The sequence below is a fragment of the Campylobacter sp. 1569 genome (assembly GCF_024723675.1).
GTDB classification, from domain to species: domain Bacteria; phylum Campylobacterota; class Campylobacteria; order Campylobacterales; family Campylobacteraceae; genus Campylobacter_D; species Campylobacter_D jejuni_C.
In genome coordinates, this window is record NZ_JANQDB010000018.1 from 1 (window position 1) to 19060 (window position 19060).

21 protein-coding genes and 2 pseudogenes are annotated in these 19060 nt (G+C 30.4%); 15 read left to right on the forward strand and 8 right to left on the reverse strand.

Annotation, left to right across the window (positions count from 1 at the left end; translation table 11 throughout):
• Window positions 1-150, forward strand: a pseudogene (locus CAMP5060_RS08360) (hypothetical protein); the annotation flags it as partial.
• Window positions 151-611: 461 nt separating this feature from the next.
• Here the strand turns inward: CAMP5060_RS08360 and CAMP5060_RS07310 are convergent.
• Together CAMP5060_RS07310 and CAMP5060_RS07315 are read right to left on the reverse strand one after the other, a co-directional pair.
• Window positions 612-2093, reverse strand: coding sequence for a flagellin B (locus CAMP5060_RS07310; RefSeq protein WP_337218154.1), 1482 nt, complete (start codon window positions 2091-2093; stop codon window positions 612-614).
• 112 nt (window positions 2094-2205) lie between these two features.
• Window positions 2206-3681: a flagellin B gene (locus tag CAMP5060_RS07315; protein WP_337218155.1), complete on the reverse strand. Its 1476-nt coding sequence runs from the start codon at window positions 3679-3681 to the stop codon at window positions 2206-2208.
• A gap of 149 nt (window positions 3682-3830) precedes the next feature.
• On the opposite strand from CAMP5060_RS07315, the gene topA reads away from it, so the two are divergent.
• Genes topA through CAMP5060_RS07340 form a run of 5 tightly spaced genes read left to right on the forward strand, consistent with a single transcriptional unit; the run spans window position 3831 to window position 9359 of the window.
• Complete coding sequence (gene topA / locus CAMP5060_RS07320; protein ID WP_442863351.1) at window positions 3831-5915, forward strand: type I DNA topoisomerase; 2085 nt, start codon at window positions 3831-3833, stop codon at window positions 5913-5915.
• Window positions 5915-6751 (forward strand): biotin synthase, encoded by an 837-nt coding sequence (locus tag CAMP5060_RS07325; RefSeq protein WP_337218160.1) that lies wholly within the window; start codon window positions 5915-5917, stop codon window positions 6749-6751. Before topA ends, CAMP5060_RS07325 begins: the two co-directional genes overlap by 1 nt.
• A complete protein-coding gene (locus tag CAMP5060_RS07330) occupies window positions 6732-7910 on the forward strand; it encodes a cation:proton antiporter (RefSeq protein WP_087700895.1) in 1179 nt (392 codons plus the stop codon). Before CAMP5060_RS07325 ends, CAMP5060_RS07330 begins: the two co-directional genes overlap by 20 nt.
• A gap of 40 nt (window positions 7911-7950) precedes the next feature.
• Window positions 7951-8709, forward strand: coding sequence for a 3'(2'),5'-bisphosphate nucleotidase CysQ family protein (locus CAMP5060_RS07335; protein WP_087700896.1), 759 nt, complete (start codon window positions 7951-7953; stop codon window positions 8707-8709).
• Window positions 8709-9359 carry a hypothetical protein gene (locus tag CAMP5060_RS07340; RefSeq protein WP_337218156.1) on the forward strand — a complete coding sequence of 217 codons (651 nt, stop codon included), beginning with the start codon at window positions 8709-8711 and terminating at the stop codon, window positions 9357-9359. The genes CAMP5060_RS07335 and CAMP5060_RS07340 overlap by 1 nt, the downstream gene beginning before the upstream one ends.
• Here the strand turns inward: CAMP5060_RS07340 and CAMP5060_RS07345 are convergent.
• The 3 genes from CAMP5060_RS07345 to CAMP5060_RS07355 are packed head-to-tail and all read right to left on the reverse strand — an operon-like array spanning window position 9352 to window position 11281.
• Window positions 9352-10128: a UDP-N-acetylmuramate dehydrogenase gene (locus tag CAMP5060_RS07345; RefSeq protein ID WP_214100735.1), complete on the reverse strand. Its 777-nt coding sequence runs from the start codon at window positions 10126-10128 to the stop codon at window positions 9352-9354. The two genes, CAMP5060_RS07340 and CAMP5060_RS07345, sit on opposite strands and share 8 nt — an antisense overlap.
• Window positions 10125-10391 (reverse strand): flagellar biosynthesis protein FliQ, encoded by a 267-nt coding sequence (gene fliQ, locus CAMP5060_RS07350; RefSeq protein WP_012660903.1) that lies wholly within the window; start codon window positions 10389-10391, stop codon window positions 10125-10127. The genes CAMP5060_RS07345 and fliQ overlap by 4 nt, the downstream gene beginning before the upstream one ends.
• A gap of 26 nt (window positions 10392-10417) precedes the next feature.
• Window positions 10418-11281, reverse strand: coding sequence for a menaquinone biosynthesis family protein (locus CAMP5060_RS07355; RefSeq protein WP_337218157.1), 864 nt, complete (start codon window positions 11279-11281; stop codon window positions 10418-10420).
• Between the two features lie 109 nt (window positions 11282-11390).
• Here CAMP5060_RS07355 and recA point away from each other — a divergent pair, with 109 nt between their 5' ends.
• The 4 genes from recA to CAMP5060_RS07375 all read left to right on the forward strand — a co-directional run bounded on the left by recA (window position 11391) and on the right by CAMP5060_RS07375 (window position 14620).
• Window positions 11391-12425 carry a recombinase RecA gene (gene recA, locus CAMP5060_RS07360; RefSeq protein ID WP_087700900.1) on the forward strand — a complete coding sequence of 345 codons (1035 nt, stop codon included), beginning with the start codon at window positions 11391-11393 and terminating at the stop codon, window positions 12423-12425.
• Window positions 12425-13669 (forward strand): phosphopyruvate hydratase, encoded by a 1245-nt coding sequence (gene eno, locus CAMP5060_RS07365; RefSeq protein ID WP_039627777.1) that lies wholly within the window; start codon window positions 12425-12427, stop codon window positions 13667-13669. Before recA ends, eno begins: the two co-directional genes overlap by 1 nt.
• 101 nt (window positions 13670-13770) lie before the next feature.
• Entirely contained in the window at window positions 13771-13947 is a 177-nt protein-coding gene (locus tag CAMP5060_RS07370) for a hypothetical protein (protein ID WP_250322464.1), read from the forward strand.
• Window positions 13937-14620: an AMIN domain-containing protein gene (locus CAMP5060_RS07375; RefSeq protein WP_087700902.1), complete on the forward strand. Its 684-nt coding sequence runs from the start codon at window positions 13937-13939 to the stop codon at window positions 14618-14620. The genes CAMP5060_RS07370 and CAMP5060_RS07375 overlap by 11 nt, the downstream gene beginning before the upstream one ends.
• A gap of 16 nt (window positions 14621-14636) precedes the next feature.
• Here the strand turns inward: CAMP5060_RS07375 and CAMP5060_RS07380 are convergent, their stop codons facing one another.
• Window positions 14637-15020: a group III truncated hemoglobin gene (locus CAMP5060_RS07380; protein ID WP_087700903.1), complete on the reverse strand. Its 384-nt coding sequence runs from the start codon at window positions 15018-15020 to the stop codon at window positions 14637-14639.
• Window positions 15021-15129: 109 nt separating this feature from the next.
• Here CAMP5060_RS07380 and CAMP5060_RS07385 point away from each other — a divergent pair, with 109 nt between their 5' ends.
• Window positions 15130-15606 (forward strand): cysteine permease, encoded by a 477-nt coding sequence (locus CAMP5060_RS07385; RefSeq protein ID WP_087700904.1) that lies wholly within the window; start codon window positions 15130-15132, stop codon window positions 15604-15606.
• A gap of 2 nt (window positions 15607-15608) precedes the next feature.
• Here CAMP5060_RS07385 and CAMP5060_RS08365 read toward each other — a convergent pair.
• Window positions 15609-15829: pseudogene (locus tag CAMP5060_RS08365) on the reverse strand (MFS transporter); the annotation flags it as partial.
• A gap of 2 nt (window positions 15830-15831) precedes the next feature.
• The gene (locus tag CAMP5060_RS07390) at window positions 15832-15993 is read right to left on the reverse strand and encodes a highly acidic protein (protein WP_087700905.1); all 162 of its coding nucleotides are present in this window, start codon (window positions 15991-15993) and stop codon (window positions 15832-15834) included.
• Between the two features lie 87 nt (window positions 15994-16080).
• On the opposite strand from CAMP5060_RS07390, the gene moaC reads away from it, so the two are divergent.
• From moaC to CAMP5060_RS07410, 4 genes are all read left to right on the forward strand, one after another.
• The gene (gene moaC / locus CAMP5060_RS07395) at window positions 16081-16554 is read left to right on the forward strand and encodes a cyclic pyranopterin monophosphate synthase MoaC (RefSeq protein WP_087700906.1); all 474 of its coding nucleotides are present in this window, start codon (window positions 16081-16083) and stop codon (window positions 16552-16554) included.
• Window positions 16532-16795: an HP0495 family protein gene (locus CAMP5060_RS07400; RefSeq protein WP_039667882.1), complete on the forward strand. Its 264-nt coding sequence runs from the start codon at window positions 16532-16534 to the stop codon at window positions 16793-16795. Before moaC ends, CAMP5060_RS07400 begins: the two co-directional genes overlap by 23 nt.
• Before the next feature lie 12 nt (window positions 16796-16807).
• On the forward strand, window positions 16808-17929 hold the full coding sequence (locus CAMP5060_RS07405; protein ID WP_214126515.1) for a hypothetical protein: 1122 nt from the start codon (window positions 16808-16810) through the stop codon (window positions 17927-17929).
• Window positions 17930-17994: 65 nt separating this feature from the next.
• Window positions 17995-19060: PDC sensor domain-containing protein (locus CAMP5060_RS07410; RefSeq protein WP_337218158.1), on the forward strand; the 1066-nt coding region annotated here is incomplete at its 3' end.

Here is a 19060-nt window from a genome sequence, read left to right on the forward strand (position 1 = left end):
TTTTATTTAAAGAATACTTTCAAAGAGACATTAAACTAGCAAAAAAACTTCAAATTAATACCTACAATGCTACAGAAGGTGGAGCTAGAATTGAAGGAAGTATAGAGAAACCTTTTAAAGAAGTATGTGAAGAACTTCTAATAAATGATGATAAAAATTTTACATTTGATAAACAATCCACTTTATATAATAAAAATATAACGATAAATAAAATAAATTCCGATATAAGACTACTTGAAAAATATATAGAAAATATACATTCATTATCAAAAGAAATATACAATATATCAAATCTCAAATTAAAAGATTTAATGATACAAAAAGATAATATTATAGATCTAATAAACAAATTAGATTTTTTTAAAAACAAAGCATTTGAAGATATTTTTTCAAAAAGTGAATTATTGGAACCTTTATTTTTCGAATTAGAAACACAATTGCTTTTGATATTTATTCAGCCTATTTATAGTGAACAAGAAAAAATTCTAAAAAACATAGAATGGCTTAATACCATACAACAATGGTTTGAAAAATCTTTACCTTTTTTACATAATCAAAAAGAAATACTAGAAAAAAACAAAAATTGGTAAAAGCCCAAAAAGGGCTTTTTATTATTGTAGTAATTTTAATACATTTTGCTGAACAGCATTTGCTTGACTCATAGCATAAGATCCACTTTGAGCTAAAATATTGTATTTAGAGAAATTTGCACTCTCGGCTGCAAAATCAACATCTCTTATAGTAGATTCAGCTGATTTAATATTTACTTGAGTTACACTAATATTATTAATAGTAGCTGTAATTTGATTTTGCACTGCTCCAATATCTGCCCTAATATTATCAAGTGTAATAATAGCACTATCTGCCAAATCCATTACAGCCATTGCACCTTTTAACGTTGTTACACCAGCACTCTTTGGCGTGGTAATATTTTCTGCTGTACTCATTGCATTAAAGCCCATAGCAGAAGCAACATCAGCAGAAATTTGCCCCTTTACTGTTTCTAAATTTGCAGTAGTTTGAGCTACATTTGCTTCCACGGAAAAACCGGCTCCTATACTTCCATTAGCAACACTAATTAATATATCTCTACCATCATTTTTAACCAGAGACAATCTTCCATAGTTTTCTTCAGCTACTATGCCTCCAAGATCTCCCATATCACCACTAAGTTTAATTCCTCTACCATCTGCTGAATTTAAAATGAGTTTTCCATCTACCACAGAAGCTTCAACACCAGTTGTATCCTTTTTAGAATTAATAGCAGCCACTAGAGCACCGTCTTTATCACCAGCTTGAATATCTATTTGACCTATAACAACACCATTGATAGAAAAATTAGATCCTGTTTTCGTAGCAGGTATAACCCCACTTGATATAGTTTGCACTACAGCAGTAGCTCTAACGCCTGTTTTATCTGCTACCTTATTTATCTCATCTGCCAAAGCTCCAAGCCCTGTTCCAACGCTATATGAAATAGGCACACTTTGGAAAGTATAGTCATTTACACCATCATACGACTTAATAGTAAAAGAACTCATGCCACTAGCGGTTACTCTAGCACCCGTTTCAAAACGAGTGTGACCAATTTTACTTGATTGAGTTGGTCCTATGGTAGCATGTACAGTTTGGTTTGATTGAGCGCCGATTTGAAATTCTTGATTAACAAAATTTCCACTTAGAAGTTGTTTGCCATTAAATGAAGTAGTATTTGCTATGTTATCAAGTTCTTCCATCAAACGATTGATTTCATTTTGTATCATGGTTCTAGTTTTTGCTGTTTGACCATCTTGAGCGGCTTGAGTAGCTTTAACTTTAATAGTATCAAGTATTTTTAATTGCTCATCCATAGCTTTATCAGCAGTTTGTAAAATACCTATAGCATCATTACCATTGTTAATAGCTTGACCTAAAGATGCAGCTTGATTTCTCAAAGAGTCTGCTATAGCCATACCAGAAGCATCATCTGCAGCAGAATTGATTCTCAAACCTGAACTAAGTCTTCCTAGAGATTTATCTAGCTCTCTAGCTGTAATAGTTGAATTTGCATGTGCATTCATTGCACCTATGTTGGTGTTTATTCTAAAACCCATTTTAAATCCTTTCAAAATATTGCTTGAAAGGATTAAAGCAAATAATGTTCCAAAAATAAAAAATCCCACTCTTTTGATAAGAGTGGGAGAATTTCGTAAGTTTACAATAAGACTATTGAAGCAATCTTAAAACATTTTGAGAACTTGCATTAGCTTGAGCCATAGCATAAGAACCACTTTGAGCTAAGATATTAGCTTTAGAGTAGTTTGCACTCTCACTTGCAAAGTCTACATCTCTAATTTGAGATTCAGCTGCTTTAACATTTACTTGAGTTACACTAATATTGTTAATAGTTGCTGTTAATTGATTTTGCGTAGCACCAATATTTGCTCTAATTGTATCAAGATTTGCTATAGCAGTATCAGCTATATCCATTACAGCCATTGCACCTTGTAATGTAGTTACACCAGCACTTTGTTCTTTACCATAAGAATCGGCACTACTCATAGCGTTAAATCCCATAGCAGAAGCTGTATCTGCGTCTATTTTACCTTTAATACTTTCAAGATTTACTGTTTTTTCAGCTACATCATTTGCACCAAAACCTAAAGATGTATACTGACCACCTGATATGATAATATCACTACCATCATTTTTAACTAAAGACAATCTTCCATAGTTCTCATCTATGATTTGTCCACCAAGCGCTCCGCTATCACCGCTTAATTTAATACCTCTACCATCAATAGAATTTAAAACCAATTTACCATCTACTATAGAAGCTTCAACACCAGTTGTATCTTTTTTAGCATTGATTGCAGATACTAAAGCACCATCCTTATCATTAGCTTCAAAAGCAACTTTACCTATAACAACACCATTAATAGCAAAAGTATTACCCGTAGAACCACCTGTTAAAGCCGCATTTGAAATACTTTGTACAGTAGCAGTAGCTCTAACACCTGTTTTATCAGAAGATTTATTAATCTCTGCTGCCAAAGCTCCAAGTCCTGTTCCAACGCTATATGAAATATCAACAGGTTGGATAGTATAATCATTTAAACCATCATATGATTTAATAGTAAAACCCATTGAACCTGATGCTGTAACTTGACCACCTGTTTCAAAACGAGTTTGTCCAACTTTAGCTGAATTAGTAGAACCTATGGTTGCATTGATAGTTTGATTAGCTTTATCGCCAATTTGGAATTGTTGGTTTGCAAATGAACCACTTAGAAGTTGTTTACCATTATAGCTAGTAGTGTTTGCAATATTATCAAGTTCTTCCATAAGCTTGTTAATCTCACCTTGAATCATTGATCTAGTTTTTGCACTTTGACCATCTTGAGCGGCTTGAGTAGCTTTAACTTTAATAGTATCAAGTATTTTTAATTGCTCATCCATAGCTTTATCAGCAATTTGAAGCATACTATTTGCATCATTTGCATTATTAATAGCTTGTCCTAAAGTATTTGCTTGAGTTTTCAAGCTATCAGCTATAGCCAAACCAGAAGCATCATCTGCTGCTGAGTTAATTCTCAAACCTGAACTAAGTCTTGCTAAAGAGCTATCTAGTGCTCTTGAATTCATCCCTGCATTTACTTGTGCATTTAAAGATGATACATTTGTGTTAATACGAAATCCCATTTTAAATCCTTTTAAATATATTCGACACCGTCATGCTGTCGTTAAAAACCATATCGGAAGTATAAAAAAAATATTTATATACAAGCTAAGCAAAAAATTTAACTTTTTTTTATACACTTTTACTAATTTTAATCCTCACAAGGAAAATAATGAAAAATTTAATCATAGTAGAATCACCTGCTAAAGCTAAAACCATAGGTAATTTTTTAGGTAAAGACTATGAAGTAATAGCCTCTAAAGGACACATTAGAGATCTACCTAAAACTAGCTTTGGTATAAAAATAGAAGATGAAAATTTTAAACCTGAATATAGAATTTCAAATGATCATTCAAGTTTAGTAAAAGAACTCAAAGAAAAAGCTAAAAAAGCTAAAACCATCTATCTTGCAACCGATGAGGACCGCGAGGGTGAAGCCATAGCTTATCACATAGCTAAGGCTATTAATAAAGATGAAAATTCTCTGCCACGCATAGTTTTTCATGAAATTACTAAAAGTGCTATAGAAAATGCTTTAAAAAATCCAAGATCCTTAAATGTAAATAGCGTCAATGCTCAGCAAACTAGACGCTTACTTGATCGCATAGTAGGTTATAAACTAAGCCCTTTACTTAATCAAAAAATTCAAAAAGGCTTAAGTGCAGGGCGTGTGCAAAGTGCAGCTTTAAAAATCATCGTCGATAGAGAAAGAGAGATCAAAGCTTTTATTCCTTTAAAATACTTTAGCATAGATATGATTTTTGAAAAAGACTTACAAGCTGAATTAGTTGAGTTTCAAAATCAAAAGATAGAAAAACTAAGTCTAACCAATGAAGATAGAGCCAAACTCATCTTTGAAGCTTGCAAAAATGCTAGTTTTAAAATAAAAGACATAGAAAGTAAAGATAGAAAAATCGCTCCACAAGCGCCTTTTATGACCTCAACCCTACAACAAAGCGCGAGCAATCGCCTAGGTTTTAACCCTAAAAAAACCATGATGATCGCTCAAAAACTTTATGAGGGTGTAAAAACACATCAAGGCATTATGGGTGTGATCACTTATATGAGAACTGATAGCTTAAACATCGCAAAAGAAGCTTTAGAAGAAGTAAGAAGACTTATCAAAAATGATTTTGGCAAAGAATACTTACCAAGCAAAGCAAATATTTATACTACTAAAAGCAAAGGCGCTCAAGAAGCACATGAAGCCATAAGACCGACTAATCTTAGTTTTACTCCAAAACTTGCAAGTGAGTTTTTAGAAAAAGATGAAGCAAGGCTATATACTTTAATATACAATCGCTTCCTAGCTTCACAAATGAATCCTGCTATATCTCAAACTCAAAATGTCTATGTAAAATCAAATGAAGCAAGTTTTAAAATAAGTGGTAGAAAAATTTTATTTGATGGGCATTATAAAGTATATGGAGATATGGACAAAGATAAAATTTTACCTAATTTAAAACTAGAAGATACACTAAATATCCAAAATATAGAATTAAACTCACATTTTACCGAGCCACCTTCAAGATACTCTGAAGCTGGACTTGTTAAAAAGCTAGAAAATCTTGGCATAGGACGCCCTTCAACTTATGCTCCAACCATCTCTTTACTTAGTGCAAGAGAATATGTACATATAGATAAAAAGCAAATCATACCTAATGAAATAGCCTTTGTCGTAACAGAAGTTTTAGAACAAAACTTTAGCGATATAGTAGATAGTGATTTTACTTCTAAAATGGAAGATAAACTTGATATCATTGCAGAAGGTAAAATGGACTGGCAAGAAGTTTTAAGAGAGTTTTATTTTCCTTTTATGAGAAAAATTGATGAGGGTAAAAAAAACATAAAAAGCCAAAAAACTTTCACAAAGCTAGATGAAACCTGCCCTGATTGTGGTGGAGAGCTTGCTATAAGAAAAGGAAGATATGGAGAATTTATAGCTTGTTTAAATTTTCCAAAATGCAAATACTCAAGAAATTTAAAACAAGAAACACAAAATGAAGAAAAAAGCGAGAAAAAGCTCAACACCATAGGCGTAAAATGCCCAAGCTGTCAAGAAGGTGAGATCGTAGAGCGTTTTTCTAAGCGTGGTAAATTTTATGGCTGTAGTGCTTATCCAAAATGCAACTATATAAGCAAATACAAACCAAGTGAAGAAAAATGTAGCGAGTGCGGTGAAACTTTAATCATCAAAGAGCTTAAAAAAGGCACATTTTTAGAGTGCTTAAAATGCAAAATCAAAAAGGAAATTTAATGCAAATCATGCTTTGTGCTATATCTAATATAGCAAGTGGAGGGTGCGGTGAGGACTGCAAATACTGCACTCAAAGTGCTCATGTGAAAACTAATATCAACAAATACAAAAGAAAAGATATAGATCAAATTGTTTTAGAAGCTAAAATAGCTAAGAAAAACGAGGCTTTGGGTTTTTGTTTGGTCACAGCAGGCGCTGGACTTGATGATGAAAAACTTGAATATGTGTGTAAAGTAGCTCATGCAGTGCAAAAAGAAGTAGAAGGACTTTTACTCATAGCTTGTAATGGTATAGCAAATTTAGAACAACTCAAAGAATTAAAAAAAGCAGGAATTTTTTCTTATAATCATAATCTAGAAACTTCCAAAGAATTTTTTCCAAACATATGCTCTACGCATACTTGGGAACAAAGATTTCAAACTAATCTTTATGCTAAAGAAGCAGGCTTAATGCTTTGTTGTGGCGGAATTTATGGTCTTGGAGAAAGCGAGGCTGATAGAAAAAGTTTTAGAGCAAGCTTAAAAGAGCTTGATCCTTTTTCCTCGCCTATTAATTTTTTCATACCAAATGAAAATTTAAAGCTCAAGCAAAACTTATTAAATGCTGATGAGGCGTTAAATATCATCAAAGATACTAAAAAAGACTTACCAAATGCACATATTATGGTAGCAGGTGGTAGAGAAGTAGTGCTAAAAGAAAGACAATATGAAATTTTTGATGCAGGAGTTAGTGCTATAGTAGTAGGTGATTATCTTACAACTAAAGGCGAAGAACCTAGCAAGGACATACAAAAACTAAAACAAATGGGATTTAGCTTTGCTAGCTCATGCCATTGATGCTCAAGCTGCTACGGATTTAAAAATTTTACTAGTCGTGGCAGGATGTTTGCTTACTTCACCTTATATTGCTAAATTTTTAAAACTCCCGCTTTCAGCCACTGAAATTATGCTTGGCTCTTTTATAGGATTTTTAGGTTTTATAGGAGAAAGTGAGAATTTTAAGCTTTTGGCTAATGCGGGATTTTATTATCTTATGTTTATTGCGGGTATGGAGATTAATCTTAAAACCTTTTTAAACACAGAAAGAAGTTTGCTCAATAAAGCTTTTATATACATTATACTTTTATATGCTATTAGTATTTTAGCAGTTGAAAGTATAGATATTTCTTATATTTTTGTTATTATTATACCTGTTATGAGTGTGGGTTTGCTCTCAACGCTTTATAGAGACTTTGGTAAAAACTGCGAGTGGCTTAATGTGTCCATGGTAGTGGCTACTTTGGCTGAAGTTGTAAGTATAGTTTTACTTACCATAGCTGCGGCATTTTTAGGAAAAGGTGCTGATATTTTTTCACTCACTCAAAATTTATTATACTTGGTAGGATTTTTAGCACTTTGCATTATTGGATTTAAATTTTTAGAAGTGCTTTTTTGGTGGTATCCACAGCTTAAAACTATACTTATGCCTTGGCAAGATCAAAATGAAAAAGATATAAGATTTTGCATGGCAATTTTCATAGCCATAGTTGCGATTATGATTTATTTTAAACTTGAAGTTGCACTTGGAGCTTTTATATCTGGTTCATTTATAGCTACTTTTTTTGATCATAAAAAAGATTTAGAGCATAAGCTTTCTAGTTTTGGTTATGGTTTTTTAATCCCTATATTTTTTATTTACATAGGTTCAAGCTTTAAACTCCAAATGCTTTTAAACCCTCAAGTTTTAATCATAGCTTTTTCACTAACTGCTTTTATGATAGGACTAAGAATACTTTGTGCTATGACTTTTTTCAAAATACTTGGTTTAAAAAATACCTTTTTATTTGGCTTAAGTCATTCTATGCCACTAACCTTACTCATCGCAGTAGCTACACTTTCTTATCAAACCAATATCATTACTCAAGACATATATTCAGGGTTAGTGCTTACTGCTTTACTTGAAGCAATTTTAGCTATTAGTTTGATTAAATTTATCAATAATCTTAGTAGAAAATAATTCTACTAAGTATTTATTTTTACTTGTTATACTTTATTTTATGGAAAATTTAGACACACTTTTAGAATTAGCCTTAAAGGCAGGCAAAGAAGCCTCTAAAGTATTGCTTGAATATAAAGACAAAAATACTTTATGGCTTAAAGATGATGATTCTCCGGTAGGTTTAGCTGATATAAAATCCAATGAAGCTATTAGTGAAATTTTAGCTTCAAGCGATATAGCTATATGCTCTGAAGAAAATATACTCTCTTATAAAGAAAGAAAAAATTTAGAATATTTTTGGCTTATAGATCCGCTTGATGGCACTAAATCTTATGCCAAAAAAGATAAAGAATATTGCGTTTTAATTGCATTAATCCGCAAAAACACCCCTATACTTTCACTTATAAGCGATGTGGAAAATAATGCATTTTATTATGCACATACCCATACTAAAGTTTATAAAAATAATGAAATTTTAAATCTTAACTTAGAACAATACGAAAAAGTTAAAAATATAGCCCTTTACTCTAAAAATCATGATAATAATGAAGATTTTTTTATTCAAAATCATCTTGAAGGTATTAAGGTTTCATCTGCTTTGAAATTTGTATATTTACTTGAAGCAAAAGCCGGAATTTATCCGCGTTTTGGTGGTCCAAAAGCTTGGGATATAGCCGCCGGAGATTTTTTAGTCAAACAAAATGGTGGAATTTTATACGATTTTGACAAAAAGGCTTTAGATTATAATAGTCCTGATTTTAAACTTCCAAGTTTTATAGCTTTTGCTAAGAACGAATTTAAATTAAAAGGTTTTTAGTGAGATTTTTTTTAGTGTTTTTGTGTTTTTTAAGTGCTATTTATGCCAATTCTTTTGCGAATAAAAAAATCATCAAATTACAAAATAACGATGATTTTAATATCATCAATCTTGAACAAAACATAAATTATGATAAACTCTCATATATTAGCACCTTAGCTTTAGTGTCAAGCTATGAAAAAGAATATAATTTTTATTTTTCAAATTTAAAAATTGATGCCAAAACCATGGCAAAAGACACGCTAAAAGCATTAAGTGCTATTTTAAATGAGCAAAATAATTTTGCCTTGCTTAGTCAAAAAGAAAATCAAACTTATATCAATAGTCAAAATATCTTACAAGCAAATAAAAATTTCATTAATGCAAGTGAGTTTTTAGAATTCAATCGTTTTAAAAAGGCTGATTTTATTATTTTGCTAGATTTAAAAAGTATTCAAGCAAGCCAACAAAATTTCTTGCTTTTTTCCAATTTTGAAGTCAAAGCCGACATAGAATACAAACTTTTTAATGCTAAAACAAAAAAATTAAAAGATCATAAAATCCTTACTATCAGCACTCAATTTAGCACAAACAATAAAAATAAATCTTACCAAGAATTAGTCCAAGAAATAGCTAAAATTGTTTATGAAGATATTAAAAATACTATATAATCACCACTTCTTCTTCCAAAATAATCCCAAATTCTTCAAAAACTCTTTTTTTGGCAAGCTCTATCAAAAATAAAGCGTCATCAAAACTAGCATGTTTTTTGTTGATTAAAAAATTTGCATGTTCATTACTAAACATCGCATCATTTTTACTAAAACCTTTAAGACCAACTACTTCTATCAATCTTCCTGCATGATCGTTTTTAGGATTTTTAAAAATGGAGCCAAAGCTAGCACCTTTGGGTTGATTTTTTCTTGCATTTTTTAAAAACTCATCTTTGGCTAGGTTAAATCCATATTCTAAAAAAAACTTTGCACTAAACATTACTTCTTTAATAGGATTAAATCTATAAGCAAAAGCAATATTTTGTTTTAAAATTTCTTGATTAAAAGTGCAAATACTGATTAAGTTTTTACTAATATCCTCATCTTTTAACCCTGCATTCATTTTTAAAATACCACCCAAAGTTCCTGGGATATTTCTTAAAAATTCAAAGCCTTTTAAGTTATTTTCTTTAGCAAAATGATACATTTTAAAAGATTTCACGCTAGAGCCTATCTCTAAAAACATACCTTTTTCATTTTGCTCTAAAATTTTAATATAATCAAAACTTTTCCCTAAAATTCCAAATTTTTTGGGTTTTGGAGAGATTAAAAGATTATTTGCCCCGCCTATTAAAAAACCATCAAATTCACAAAGCCCTTCAAGTACTTGTACTTCAAAACTCTCGCCTATACGCACAGAAGAATACTTAGAAAAATCAATAATCATCGAATAAAGCTTGGAATTTGATTTAAAATATTCGTTGTAAAATCAATCATAGAACTTATCATCCAAGGCATTAAAAATACTATCACCACCACAACAAGTAAAATTTTTGGCACAAAAGAAAGCGTAGCTTCATTAATTTGCGTTACAGCTTGAAAAATACTTATAATAAGCCCTGCGATAAGTCCTGCTAAAAGCATAGGTAAAGAAAGCATAAGTGTGATTTTAAAAGTTTGTACACCCAAGGCTACTAAAGTACTTTCCATATTTTCTCCTTAAAATTTAAATTCTATCAAGAATTTCTAAATTCTTCATACTCACTAGGTATAAGATAATCTTTGCTTTTTATTAATTTCTCATAAAATCCATGATTAAACCCAAGTTCAAAAAGCTTATCTATGGCATTGTATTGTTTATCATTCATATTTATAGAGTTTTTATTTGCGTATAAATTTAAATACACATCAAGTTTTTGCGCATCAACGCGTATTAAATTACGCTCTAAAAGCATGGAAGCTAAGATTTTTCTATTATTATCCGCTACTTCTACTGCTTTAATCAAATCTTTTTCAATCGCTATGGCATCATTAAGTGGTAAAGATCTTCTAAGCGCCATACCACCTAAAGGTAAAGGCAAATCATCTTTGGCTAATTCTTGCCAAATATCCCAAAGTTCAGCCTCAACACATAAACTAGAATCAAACTCTAAAATACTCTCATGTATAAGCACTCCTGCATCAACCTCATCTTCTAAAACAGCCTTTTCAATTTCTAAAAAATTCTTATAAACTATCCTAGCTTGTGGGTATTTTATGCGAAAGATTAAAGCATTAGTAGTATGCGCTCCACTTAAAGCAACTTTAAAATTTGGCTTTATTTTTTTATCTTTTTTCTTAATAAGCTTTGGCCCATAACCCTCACCAAAACTCACAGCAGTTTTTAACAAGGCATATTCACTAGCTATTAAAGGATAAAGTGCAAAAGATATCGCACTAACATCGTATATATTTTCTAATGCAAGTTCGTTTAAAGTTTGTATATCCAAGGCTGTATTTTCATACTCATAAGTATTTCCAATCCAACCAAATTTAATCGCCATATACATAAAAATATCATCAGCATCAGGAGAGTGTGCTACGCTAATTTTTTTATTCATTTTTTTCCTTAAAAATCTAAAAAAGTATTTTAGCAAAATTCAAAATAAAAACTTATATTAAATTTCTTTTTGATACAATTTTAAACATATTATAAAAGGATTAATAAGCATGGATGATAATAAAAGAAAATCACTTGATGCAGCCTTAAAAAGTCTTGATAAAACCTTTGGAAAAGGCACTATTTTAAGACTTGGCGATAAAGAAGTTGAAAAAATTGATTCTATTCCTACAGGTTCTGTTGGACTTGATTTAGCTTTGGGTATAGGCGGGGTTCCAAAAGGAAGAATTATAGAAATTTATGGACCTGAAAGTTCAGGTAAAACTACACTTACCTTACACATCATCGCAGAATGTCAAAAAAAAGGTGGAGTTTGTGCGTTTATCGATGCTGAACACGCTCTTGATGTGAGATATGCAAAAAATTTAGGTGTTGATACAGAAAATCTTTACATCTCTCAACCAGATTTTGGAGAGCAAGCCTTAGAAATCGTTGAAACTATAGCAAGAAGCGGGGCTATTGATCTAATAGTAGTAGATAGTGTTGCTGCGCTTACTCCAAAAGCAGAAATTGAAGGTGATATGGGAGATCAGCATGTAGGTCTTCAAGCAAGATTAATGAGCCAAGCTTTAAGAAAATTAACCGGTATCGTTCATAAAATGAACACTACTGTAATTTTCATCAATCAAATTCGTATGAAAATAGGTATGATGGGCTATGGCACACCTGAAACAACCACTGGTGGAAATGCATTAAAATTTTATGCTTCAGTGCGTTTAGATGTAAGAAAAACAGCAACTTTAAAACAAAACGATGAGCCTATTGGAAACCGCGTTAAAGTAAAAGTAGCTAAAAACAAAGTAGCCCCTCCTTTTAAACAAGCTGAATTTGATGTAATGTTTGGCGAGGGTGTAAGTCGTGAAGGCGAGCTAATAGATTATGGTGTAAAACTTGATATTATTGATAAAAGTGGTGCATGGTTTTCTTACAAGGCTTCTAAGCTTGGTCAAGGTAGAGAAAACGCCAAAGCCTTTTTAAAAGAAAATCCAGCTATTGCAGATGAAATCACTCAAGCTATACAAAACTCAATCGGTATAGATAGTATGATTTTGGGCGCAAAAGAAGACGATGAAGGAGAAGAATAATGTTGATTATTGAAGATTTAAGAGCTTTTGAAGTTTTAGATAGTAGAGGCAATCCTACCATTAAAGCTGAAATCATGCTAAGCGATGGTAGTGTGGGTAGTGCTATCGTTCCAAGTGGCGCAAGCACAGGAAAAAAAGAAGCTTTAGAATTAAGAGATAATGATGAAAGATTTGGTGGAAAAGGTGTTTTAAAAGCTATTGAAAATATCAATGGCACCATAGCTGAAAACATTATAGGGCTTGATGCATTTAATCAAACTCAGCTAGATAATACTCTTTTAGAACTTGATGGGACAAAAAATTATTCCAACCTAGGAGCAAATGCAACTTTAGGAATTTCTATGGCAACAGCGCGCGCTGCTGCTAATGCACTTGGAGTGCCTTTATATCGTTACTTAGGTGGAGCAAATGCAAGCGTATTACCTGTGCCAATGTGCAATATAATAAATGGTGGCGCACACGCAAATAATAGCGTAGATTTTCAAGAATTTATGATCATGCCTTTTGGTTTTTCAAGCTTTAAAGAAGGGTTAAGATCAGTTTGTGAAATTTATGCAGTATTAAAAAAAGAACTAGCTAGCTTAGGTCACTCTACTGCTTTAGGTGATGAGGGTGGTTTTGCGCCAAATTTAGCAAATAATACTGAGCCACTTGATCTTTTAATGACTTGTATTAAAAAAGCAGGCTATGAAAATAAAATCAAACTAGCACTAGATGTAGCAAGTAGCGAGCTTTACAAAGATGGTAAATATCACTTAGAAGGTAAAGTTTTCTCAAGTGAAGACCTAATCGCGCGTTATGAAGAATTATGTGCCAAATATCCAATTTTTAGCATTGAAGATGGTTTAGCTGAAGATGATTATGAAGGTTGGATTAAACTCACTCAAAAGCTTGGCAATAAAGTTCAGCTTGTGGGTGATGATTTATTTGTAACTAATGAAGATATTTTAAGAGAAGGTATTATGAAAAATATGGCAAATGCTGTATTGATCAAACCTAATCAAATCGGAACAATCACTCAAACTATGAGAACAGTAAGGTTAGCTCATAGAAATAATTATAGATGTATTATGAGTCATAGAAGTGGTGAAAGCGAAGATGCTTTTATAGCTGATTTTGCAGTAGCGCTTAATACAGGACAAATCAAAACAGGAGCTCTAGCAAGAGGTGAGAGAACTGCTAAATATAATCGCTTATTAGAAATTGAACTTGATAATGATGAGTATTTAGGAGATAAACTCTGAGTGACTTATTAAAAGAGTATGATGAGCATTCCAAAAAAAAGGAGGCTCGTCACCAACTCATCAAAACTATTGCATTATCATTTGTAGCTATTATCGTTGCGATGTATTTTGGCAATATGTTTTTTGGTAAATCTTCACTAGATGTTTTATTAAGTTTAAAAAATGAAAAAAAATATCTAGAGAAAAATATTGAAGAACTAAAAGCTAAAAATGCTCAAGCTCAAAAAGAATATTTGCAACTTTTAAGACTTAAAGGAGAAAATTCGCATGAGAATTAATTTTTTTATATTATTTTTACTTTCTTGTGTGTGTTTAAACGCAAAAGAAAATCCTTTTGATAATAACTTACAGCAACAAAATACTGAATTTGTAAAACTCAGTCCTTTTCAAAGGCAAGATTTTAATTTTAATTCTGATGCAAGAATTTTAAAAAACATTACCATTACCTATATCAATCTTGATGGTTCTGAACAACAAACAACCTTAGATATATACAAAAGCATTAATTGGCACGACACCTACTCTTTCGTAAAATCAAAAAGCCCAAATGCTACTCCTATACTTGATGTTTCTGTTACTGTGCCACAAGAGCAAGGAGTAAAAAATACAAAAGCAGAAGAAAACAACACTACAGTTAACATAGAAACACCACTTTTCAGTGGAAATATATATAATTTTATTTCTATTAGTTTTTATAATAACAAAATTAACATTAAAACCGAAGATAAAATGTTAAGACATTTATCCATAGGAGATCCAACTAAAATTATTATAGATTTTGCAAAAAAACAAAATTTCAATACTAAAACACTGCAAGTAAATACAGCAAAGGTTAAAAAAGTTGTCTTTGGATCACACAAAGGATATTATCGTCTAGTAATATATCTTGATGGAAAATATAGCTACCAATACTCTCGTAGCGAAAATTTATATACCTTTAACTATCGCTAAGAGTTTTTTGCAACTCTTAAGCAAATCTATGATCATAAATAATCATTTGAAATCTTTGGGCTATCATTCTAGCTCTTTCTATGATGATACTTCTTGGCTCATCTTCAAAAACTTCTTGCAAACTCTCATCAAATAAGTTAAGCCAAATGTCAAAAAATTCTCTTGGAAATGGAGGTAGTTCATGATGAGCTCTTAAAGGAGAACCACTATAACTTGGATCACCTAAAAACATTCCTGCCCAAAAACTTGCTATTTTTTCTTTATGCTTTTTCCAACTCTCATCATCTGTGCCAATTTTTTCATTAAAAATGGGTCCCAAATTCTTATCAACTCTAATTTTTGCATAAAAAATATCCATAAGTTTTTTAATACCATCATGGTTAATAGTTTCAAATTTCATATTTTTCCTTAAAAAACAATTTTTGATAATTGTAATAAATTTATAAATTAAAAATATAGATAAATGTTAATTTTTAGTATAATTTCAAAAAACTTTAAAAGAAAAAAATATGACTTATACTATTTTACCACCCAATCAATTTTTAGATGATTATGTTTTAAATATACAATTACATCAACTAGCAAAAATTTCAAAAAATGCTTATAAATTTTGGAAAAATGTTCAAGCAGGACGCTATCAAGGCACAAGGGTGGTATTTTTACACAAAAAAAGTATTTTAAAAAAACATCAACATCTCATACAAAAATGTGAAAACTTAAATGGCTTTGTATTAGCAAGTGCTTTTTGCTCATTTACCACTTTAGCTCCCTCCCATTTAGTAGAAAAAAATAACTCTCAAATTTATAAAATCTTAGATATTAAAGAGGTTTGTGGAGTTAAATTTGTAAATTTAAAGGCATTTTACGATTTTTTAAATTTAGATTATAATTGTAATATCTATATCGAAAAATGTCATTTTTTTAGCCCTACTCCTTTAGAAAAACGTATTAAAATTACTGAGAGTATGTGCGTTGGGTATTACTAACTTTTACGACCAAATTTATTATCAAAATACGCCATTGCTATACCACCAAAGTAACTTAGCAGCAAAAATCCTATAATTATTAAATATTTGTAAAAAAATGGGCTTAATTTTCAAGAAAAAATCTTTAGAAATATAATTTACAAAAAATACTAAAATTCCAAGGTCTCTCTCAAAGAAGAAAGACCTAAAATTTTATATCTTTTTTACCAAGATTTTTACTCACTCTTAATCCATCTCATAAGTATCATCATCGCTATAATCATCATCATACTCATAATCATCATCATCATAATTATACGATCTTTGATTATTTGCATAAGTATCATCATCTGTTTCATCATACATTTCATCATCGTAATTTTCAAATTCTTCATCATCATAAGCCATTATAAATCCTTTAAAATTTTTTAGTAGTATTTTAATATAAAAAGATACATTTTGGTATAATTTTTCAAACTTTACTCAAGGAAAAATATGAATTTAACGCATTTAGATGAAAAAAACCATCCCAAAATGGTAGATGTAAGTCAAAAAGATATTACTCAAAGAAAAGCTTGTGCAAGTGGTAAAATATATATGAGCAAAGAAGCATTTGAAGCTATCGTTGAAAACAAAGCTAAAAAAGGACCTGTTTTACAAACTGCTATCATAGCAGCCATCATGGGAGCTAAACAAACTTCAAATCTCATTCCAATGTGTCATCCTTTAATGATTTCAAAAGTACAAACTCATATAGAAGAAAACAAAGAAGAATGCTCTTTTAAACTTTTCGTAACCATAAAATGTGAAGGAAAAACCGGAGTAGAAATGGAAAGCTTAACAGCTGTTAGCATTGGACTTTTAACTATTTATGATATGGTTAAAGCTATTGATAAAAGTATGCAAATTACTGATATAGTTTTAGAAAGCAAGGAAGGAGGAAAAAGTGGTAAATATCTGCGATCTTAAAAAAGAACCTATTATAAATTATCCTACTTTTTGGGATTATAAAGTCGTTTTTGAAGCTGGTGTTGATGCCTTAGAAGTTTTCACTCAAATACTTAATGAAAGAGAATTTAAATACAAAATCTCAAATACTAGCAAGCAAGGCACATATAAAAGCTATCTTTTAAGTGTTTATGTCGATAGTAAAAGTGATCGTTTAAATATTTTTAACCAATTAAAAAGCAAAGCCAAATTTGTACTATAAAAAGGAAAAACTATGAAAAATTTAGCCATTATTTTTGAAAATTCCCTCTTAGCTTGTGAAAAAAATGAAATTCCAAGCTTAATCAGCGAACTTGTTTTTAATCTAAGCTATAAAAAAATTAGTTTTGAAAATACTAGCAATGAAGAACTTTTTGCCATCTTTTCTAAAGTATTAGAAAAACTTGAACTTATAAATGAAGAAAATATTTCTAGAATAATCCAAGGCATCATCAAAGCTAGAGTGGAAGAAGATAAAAAAACATTTTTTGCTTATATTAATGAATATGGCAAATTAAAAACAAAAATTGAAGAACAAAAAAACACCATTAAGCACAAAATTTGCGATAATTTTTTTGACTTAGAAAAGACTTTAAAAGATTTAAATTTAAATGAATTTAATATAAGTATCAATGATGCTATGCTTTATGATATAGAAATATTAGGTCTTTTAAAAGAAACTGCTGAAAGCGCTTTTATTACAACTTTAGAAAAAGGTGAAAATATAGAACTTACTTCTTGTGAAATCGCTAAAAACCTTGTATTTAATGCAATTTGCGAAGGAAGTTTTGAAAAAGAAAGAATTTTAAAAATCTCTCAAGTGATTTTAAATGCAGCTTTTGAACTTGCTAATGAATCAAAAGTTTTTGCTTATGATTTATGCATAGGAAGTATTTATGGAACGCAAGAAGGAATTTCTTTGGCGATTGAAAAATTTAAAGCAAGTTTTGCATATAGCGCTTTAGAACATGATTTAAAAAACAAAGAAAAAGAACTTATAGACATAGAGCAAGAATTTATTCAAATGCTTAAAAAAATATCATTAGAACTTAATAACCCTGTAAAAGATATACTTAAAGATTTATTAGAAAATAAATTTGACACTTTATTTGCTAAATTTAAACGCCTTATACAAGAAAATAGAGAACAAATCCTTATTAAAATAAATGAAATTAAACAAAATCCAAAAATTGATGATTTTAGTAAATTAGCACAAAACAAACTTAATAACTTAGCTAAAGAGCTAAGCGAGCTTGAAAAACTTGCAAGTCATAAATATAAAAATTTAGATAAAAACAACGCAAAAGAATTAGGGGTAAGATTATGGGAAAAAGCTAAGATGTTAATAAAAAGATAAAAAAATATTAAAAAATGCAAGATAGTATTTTTACTTAAAATACACAAAAATAAAAGAGGTAAAAGATGTTCAAAAAATTAAATTTAACCATAAAAATGATTTTAATATTATCCTTTGTCGTTTTTATTGGTATAGGAATTTTATCAACAGTCATAGTTTCAAAAAGCTATCAAATGCTTAATACTGAAGCCTATAAACTCCTATTAAGTAGTGCCAATAGGTATGCCAATGGAATTCAAGCAATTACTCAAAATGCATATTCAACACTTGAAACAGCACAAGGAGTTATTAAAAATTTTGCAAGCAAAGATGAAAATCTAGATATAGAAGATTTAAAAATTTTGTTAAGTAGTATGCTAGACTCAAATTCTTGGACTTATTATGCATATATCCATCTTAACCAATATCACGGAGAAAAAAATCCTCTAAATTTTACACCATCAGGTCAATTTTTGCTTCTAGCTAAGGATGAAAATCCTCAACAAAAAGGTTCTGTAAAATTTCTTCAAGCCGAAGATGAAATTATGCAACAAAATTCTATTACTAAAGTTTTACAAACCAAACAACCAGCAGTTGGAAGACCTAAAGATTACTCTGTAGGTGGAGAAAAAATATCTCTAGTTAATATCGCCCTCCCTATTTTTGGAAAAAATGATAAGCTTATTGGTGCAATAGGAATGCTTGTTCGCATAGATTTATTAAGAGAAGAATTAAATGATCCGAAAAAAAGCTTATTCGCAAACGATCAGCGTTTATTAATTTCCAATGGGGGTTTAATTATCTCAAGTCCAAAAGCTGAATATGTAGGCAAAATTATCACAGAAATCAACCCTCATCCAAGTGCACAAAAAATATTGGATTTGCAAAATTCTAAAGAAAACGGATTATTCGTCTTTATACCTGCATCAACAGGTGAAGAAAATTTAGCTCAACTTATAAATTTCAATCTATGGGAAGGTTCTAAAGATTTTTGGAGTGTTGTTACTATAGCTCCTAAAAAATCTGTAGAAAAACCAGCTAACTCTTTAATGTTTATTGTATTTATAATATCTATCATTGTTTTATTTATCATTATAATAGCTATTTATTTTTATGTAAAAAAAGGTATTGTTGAAAAAATTCATGGACTCC

Excerpts from the sequence above, each read along its gene's own strand:
- CAMP5060_RS07310 (WP_337218154.1), bottom strand. The coding sequence starts at position 2,093 with ATGGGTTTTAGAATAAACACCAACATAGGTGCAATGAATGCACATGCA.
- CAMP5060_RS07315 (WP_337218155.1), bottom strand. The coding sequence starts at position 3,681 with ATGGGATTTCGTATTAACACAAATGTATCATCTTTAAATGCACAAGTA.
- topA (WP_442863351.1), top strand. The coding sequence starts at position 3,831 with ATGAAAAATTTAATCATAGTAGAATCACCTGCTAAAGCTAAAACCATA.
- CAMP5060_RS07325 (WP_337218160.1), top strand. The coding sequence starts at position 5,915 with ATGCAAATCATGCTTTGTGCTATATCTAATATAGCAAGTGGAGGGTGC.
- CAMP5060_RS07335 (WP_087700896.1), top strand. The coding sequence starts at position 7,951 with ATGGAAAATTTAGACACACTTTTAGAATTAGCCTTAAAGGCAGGCAAA.
- CAMP5060_RS07345 (WP_214100735.1), bottom strand. The coding sequence starts at position 10,128 with ATGATTATTGATTTTTCTAAGTATTCTTCTGTGCGTATAGGCGAGAGT.
- fliQ (WP_012660903.1), bottom strand. The coding sequence starts at position 10,391 with ATGGAAAGTACTTTAGTAGCCTTGGGTGTACAAACTTTTAAAATCACA.
- CAMP5060_RS07355 (WP_337218157.1), bottom strand. The coding sequence starts at position 11,281 with ATGAATAAAAAAATTAGCGTAGCACACTCTCCTGATGCTGATGATATT.
- recA (WP_087700900.1), top strand. The coding sequence starts at position 11,391 with ATGGATGATAATAAAAGAAAATCACTTGATGCAGCCTTAAAAAGTCTT.
- eno (WP_039627777.1), top strand. The coding sequence starts at position 12,425 with ATGTTGATTATTGAAGATTTAAGAGCTTTTGAAGTTTTAGATAGTAGA.
- CAMP5060_RS07370 (WP_250322464.1), top strand. The coding sequence starts at position 13,771 with ATGTATTTTGGCAATATGTTTTTTGGTAAATCTTCACTAGATGTTTTA.
- CAMP5060_RS07375 (WP_087700902.1), top strand. The coding sequence starts at position 13,937 with ATGAGAATTAATTTTTTTATATTATTTTTACTTTCTTGTGTGTGTTTA.
- CAMP5060_RS07380 (WP_087700903.1), bottom strand. The coding sequence starts at position 15,020 with ATGAAATTTGAAACTATTAACCATGATGGTATTAAAAAACTTATGGAT.
- CAMP5060_RS07385 (WP_087700904.1), top strand. The coding sequence starts at position 15,130 with ATGACTTATACTATTTTACCACCCAATCAATTTTTAGATGATTATGTT.
- CAMP5060_RS07390 (WP_087700905.1), bottom strand. The coding sequence starts at position 15,993 with ATGGCTTATGATGATGAAGAATTTGAAAATTACGATGATGAAATGTAT.
- moaC (WP_087700906.1), top strand. The coding sequence starts at position 16,081 with ATGAATTTAACGCATTTAGATGAAAAAAACCATCCCAAAATGGTAGAT.
- CAMP5060_RS07405 (WP_214126515.1), top strand. The coding sequence starts at position 16,808 with ATGAAAAATTTAGCCATTATTTTTGAAAATTCCCTCTTAGCTTGTGAA.